Origin of the sequence: Streptomyces sp. McG3 (assembly GCF_018619185.1) — a bacterium.
GTDB lineage: Bacteria > Actinomycetota > Actinomycetes > Streptomycetales > Streptomycetaceae > Streptomyces.
Map to the genome: position 1 here is coordinate 1 of NZ_JAAXYC010000463.1, position 4,469 is coordinate 4,469.

Genomic DNA, 4,469 nt, shown 5'->3' on the forward strand with positions numbered 1-4,469 from the left:
GGACGGGGGAGCGGTGGGGGCGCCGGGGTCCGGCGCCGCGGACCGGTGCTCGGCGAGCACACCGGTCCGGTGCCGCTGGACGAACCAGTAGTAGGCGAAGCCGCCGAGCGCGACGACGCCGATGAACAGGAACGCGCCCCAGCGCAGGTACCAGTGCTGCGGGCCGGTCGCGTTGTACACCTCGGCGCGCGGCCAGGCCAGGTTGAGCGACATGGCCGCGCCCCAGAGCACGGCGGCGACGTTGATCGGCAGTCCCCAGCGGCCCAGCGAGAAAGCTCCCTCGCGGGGCTCCCAGCCGCCGCGCAGCCGGCGCAGCAGCATGGGCACGGTGACCAGCAGATAGGCCACGTAGATCATGATGATCGCGATGCTGGTGATCACCGAGAAGATCTGCGGCTGGTTGATGTTCACCACCAGGATGACGACGCCCACCACCCCGATCAGCACGGCGGGCACCACGGGCGTCCCGAAGCGGGGGCTGACCCTGGCCAGCCTCGATCCGGCGGGCAGGTTGTTGTCCCGCGCCATGGCGAACATCAGCCGGATCCCGGCGGCCTGCACCGCCAGCACGCAGACGGTGATCGCGACGACCACCGCCCAGAGGAAGACCTCCCCGACGGTGTCGCCGAGCGTCGCCAGCACCACGTACTGCAACCCGCCCGTCGACAGTTCCTCGGCCTTGAGGTCCGGCACCGCGAGCAGCGCGAACAGCAGGATGAACGCGCCGATCAGGAACGACGCGATGAGCGCCCGCAGAATCGCGCGGGGCGCGTTGCGGCCCGGGTCGTGCGACTCCTCGCCGAGCGAGGACGCGGTGTCGAAGCCGTACATCACGTAGGCCGAGGCCAGCGACGCGGTGAGGAACGCGCCGAAGTAGCCCAGCGACTGGCCGCTGCCCAGCCCGTACGTCTCCGTCAGGGCGGTGCTGGGGCCACGGGTGATGTGGGCCGCCAGGAAGATGATGAGCAGGACGGCGGCGATCAGCTCGATGAAGACGCCCGCGGAGTTGATCCGGGCCATGAGCTTGACCCCGAACGCGTTCACCAGCGTGGAGAACAGGATCAGCACGCTGCCCAGCAGTACGGCGTTGGCCGCCTGGTCGTTCCTGCCGCTCCCGTCACCCACGAACTGGAACCAGCCGTCGATCTGCGGCAGGGTGATCTGGTAGGCCAGCGCCACGGCCGACAGGGTGACCATGGTGGCCGTCATCATCATCCAGCCGCCGAGCCAGCCGACGTGCGGACCGCCCATCTTCTTGGCCCAGTTGTAGATCGAACCGGCCACCGGGTAGCGGGCCGCCAGCTCGCAGAAGCACAGGGCCACCATCAGCTGGCCGCAGAAGACCATCGGCCACGACCACCAGTAGGCGGGACCACCGAAACTGACGCCGAAGTAGAACAGCTGGAAGGTGCCGGTCAGGATCGAGATGTAGCTGATCCCGGCGGCGAACGTGTGGAAGTTGCCGAGCGTACGCCGGAGTTCGGGCCGGTAGCCCAGCTCGCCCAGCGCGTCGTCGTCGGCCTTGCTCCGGGCCTCGGCCGCTCGGTCCCGTCCCGGACCGCTGTCCGGACTCACTCGAACCACCGCTGGGGAACCGCCGCGACATTGCGCCAGATGTGCTTGGCCTCCTGGTACTCGGCCAGCCCGGCGGGACCCAGCTCGCGGCCGAAGCCGGACTGCTTCATGCCGCCCCACTCCGCCTGCGGTACGTAGGGGTGGAAGTCGTTGATCCACACGGTGCCCGCCCGCAGCCGTGAGGCCACCCGGTGGGCGCGCCCGCCGTCCTGCGTCCACACGGCGCCCGCCAGCCCGTACACGGTGTCGTTGGCCAGCCGGACCGCGTCGTCCTCGTCCCGGAACCGCTCGACGGTGAGCACCGGGCCGAACGACTCGTCCCGCACCACGGACATCGAGGTCGCGCACTCGTCCAGCACGGTGGGCGGGTAGTAGAAGCCGTCCGCCAGCGCCGGATCGTCGGGCCGCGCCCCGCCGCAGCGCAGCACCGCGCCCTCGGCGATGCCCTCGGCCACGTACGCCTCGACCTTGTCGCGGTGCGCGGCGGAGATCAGCGGGCCGCTGCGCGCGTCCTCGTCGAACGGCCCGCCGAGCCTGATCCGGCGGGCCCGCGCCACCAGCTCGTCGGTGAACCGGTCGTGCAGCTCGTCCTGCACGAGGAGCCGCGCCCCTGCGGAGCAGACCTGCCCCGCGTGCAGGAACACCGCCATCAGCGCGTAGTCGACGGCGGTGTCGAAGTCGGCGTCGGCGAAGACGATGTTGGGGTTCTTGCCGCCCAGCTCCAGGGCGACCTTCTTCACGGTGGCCGCCGCGGCGGCCATGACACGGCGTCCGGTGGCGAGCCCTCCGGTGAACGACACCATGTCCACGCGCGGATCCTCGGTCAGCGGCGCGCCCACGACGGCACCCGCCCCCAGCACCAGATTGGCGACCCCGTCCGGCAGTCCGGCCTCGGTCAGGAGCCCCATGAGCAGGATGGCCGTGTGCGGGGTCAGCTCGCTCGGCTTGAGCACGAACGTGTTGCCGGCCGCGAGCGCGGGAGCGACCTTCCAGGCGGTCTGGAGCAGCGGATAGTTCCACGGCGTGATGAGTGTGCAGACCCCGACGGGCTCGTGGACGATACGGCTGTCCGTGTCGGCGCTCCCGGTGTCGACGACCCGGTCGGTGCCCCCGGCCGCGGCGAGATTGCCGAAGTACCGGAAACAGTTCGCGATGTCGTCCATGTCGTAGGCGCTCTCGACCAGCCGCTTGCCGGTGTCCAGCGACTCGGCCCGCGCGAAGGCGTCCTTGTCCCGTTCCAGCAGCTCCGCCACCCGCAGCAGCAGCCGCCCCCGCTCGGCGGCGGGCGTCCCCGGCCAGGTCCCCCGGTCGAAGGCCCGCCGGGCCGCGGCGACGGCCGCGTCGGCGTCCTGGGCCCCGCCCTCGTCGACTTCCGCCACCAGCGTGCCGTCGGCGGGGCAGCGGATCTCCCGCGTCCGCCCCTCGGCGGCGGCGGTCCACCGGCCATCGATGAACAGCTCCGGCATGGGCTCCTCCTGTACGGGGGTGGGACGGGCGCCCCGCCGGGTGCGGGCTTCCGCGACGACCGGCTCCCTGAGTGACGGCGTCTGCACAGAAGGTAAGGCCGGGTGTCCGGGTACGCAGCGCGGGCGGGGCCGACCGGAGCAGGCGACGGCCGGGACGGTGGGCGAGCCCTCCGCACGGGCGGCGGGCGAACCCCGGCCCGGACGCGCGTTCGGCTACCGTTCCCTCCGTACGAGCGGATGTCCCCATCCCGCCCTGTTCTCCGAGGAGTTGCCCCCCCCATGCCGCAGATCACCGTCGACTACTCCGGCACGCTCGCTGCGGCCTTCGACCGGCAGGCCTTCGCGCTCGCCCTGCACCCGCTCGTCGTCGACATCGTCGCCACCCGCCCGGAGGCCTGCAAGACCCGCTTCCGTCGCGTCGACGACTTCGTCATCGGCGACCGGGCCGAGGGCCACGCCGTCCTGCACATCGAGATACGCCTGCTCCACGGCCGCACCGACGAGACCAAGATCCGCCTCGCGGACGCCGTACTCGATCTGATCGCCGCCCGGGTCGAGCCGGCCGACGGCGTGACCCTGCACGCCTCCGTCGAGGTCCCCGATCTGGACGCGGCCTTCCGGAAGCGCTGAACGGGCATCGCGTCGGGTACGTCGGGTGGGCAGGACCGGAAGGCCGGAACGTCGAATGGGTCCGGAACGTCGAATGAGTGGAGTGCGAGACATGCGTGGAGGCAGCGTCGCCGTGGTCGGCGGCAGCATAGCGGGGTGTGCCGCGGCCCTGGCCGCGTCGCGCGGGGGAGCCGAGCGGATCACCGTCCTGGAACGCGCAGACGCCCGGCTCCGTGACAGAGGGGTGGGAATCGCCCTCCACAGCGACCGCTACGACGAGTTGAGGGAGGCCGGGTACGTCGCCCCGGAGATGCCCTGGGCGCCGCTGACCCGGCGGGTGTGGAGCGTACGGGACGGCGAGGCCGATCACGGCAGGGTCGTCGGCGAGCAGCCGTTCCCCTTCCGCGCCTACAGCTGGGGCTCCCTGTGGAGCGAACTGCGCCGCCGGGTGCCGGAAGAGGTCTCCTACCGGTCCGGTGCCGTGGTCACCGGGGTGGAGCCGGACGCCGACGGGGTGACGCTGCGCCTCGCGGACGGGCACCGGGAGCACTTCGACGTCGTGATCGGGGCGGACGGATACCGCTCCGTCGTCCGCGAGGCCATGTTCCCCGGCTTGGACGCCACGTACGCCGGATACATCGGATGGCGCGGCACCTCGCCGGACGTCGCCGACCTCCCGTCGGACGGCCACGACGCGCACAACATCGTCTTCCCCGGCGGTCACTGCATGATCTACCGCATCCCGGACGGCGCCGGCGGACACCGGCTCAACTGGGTGCTCTACACCGCGCCCCCCGCGGCCGACGGCCTCCACCCCGA

At 71.8% G+C, this 4,469-nt stretch carries 4 protein-coding genes; 2 read left to right on the top strand and 2 right to left on the bottom strand.

Annotated features, from left to right (window positions below; genetic code table 11):
* Positions 1–1,575 (bottom strand): APC family permease (locus HET64_RS36895; RefSeq protein ID WP_215111601.1); only part of this gene is annotated, 1,575 nt, incomplete at its 3' end.
* Complete coding sequence (locus HET64_RS36900) at positions 1,572–3,041, bottom strand: aldehyde dehydrogenase family protein (protein WP_215111602.1); 1,470 nt, start codon at positions 3,039–3,041, stop codon at positions 1,572–1,574. The genes HET64_RS36895 and HET64_RS36900, both read right to left, overlap by 4 nt.
* Before the next feature lie 279 nt (positions 3,042–3,320).
* Here HET64_RS36900 and HET64_RS36905 point away from each other — a divergent pair, with 279 nt between their 5' ends.
* Both HET64_RS36905 and HET64_RS36910 read left to right on the top strand, forming a co-directional pair.
* Positions 3,321–3,671 carry a 5-carboxymethyl-2-hydroxymuconate Delta-isomerase gene (locus tag HET64_RS36905; RefSeq protein WP_215111603.1) on the top strand — a complete coding sequence of 117 codons (351 nt, stop codon included), beginning with the start codon at positions 3,321–3,323 and terminating at the stop codon, positions 3,669–3,671.
* A 91-nt stretch (positions 3,672–3,762) separates the two neighbouring features.
* Positions 3,763–4,469, top strand: a 707-nt coding sequence (locus HET64_RS36910) for an FAD-dependent monooxygenase (protein WP_374105606.1), incomplete at its 3' end; no start/stop codon positions are given.

Excerpts from the sequence above, each read along its gene's own strand:
- HET64_RS36905 (WP_215111603.1), top strand. The coding sequence starts at position 3,321 with ATGCCGCAGATCACCGTCGACTACTCCGGCACGCTCGCTGCGGCCTTC.
- HET64_RS36900 (WP_215111602.1), bottom strand. The coding sequence starts at position 3,041 with ATGCCGGAGCTGTTCATCGATGGCCGGTGGACCGCCGCCGCCGAGGGG.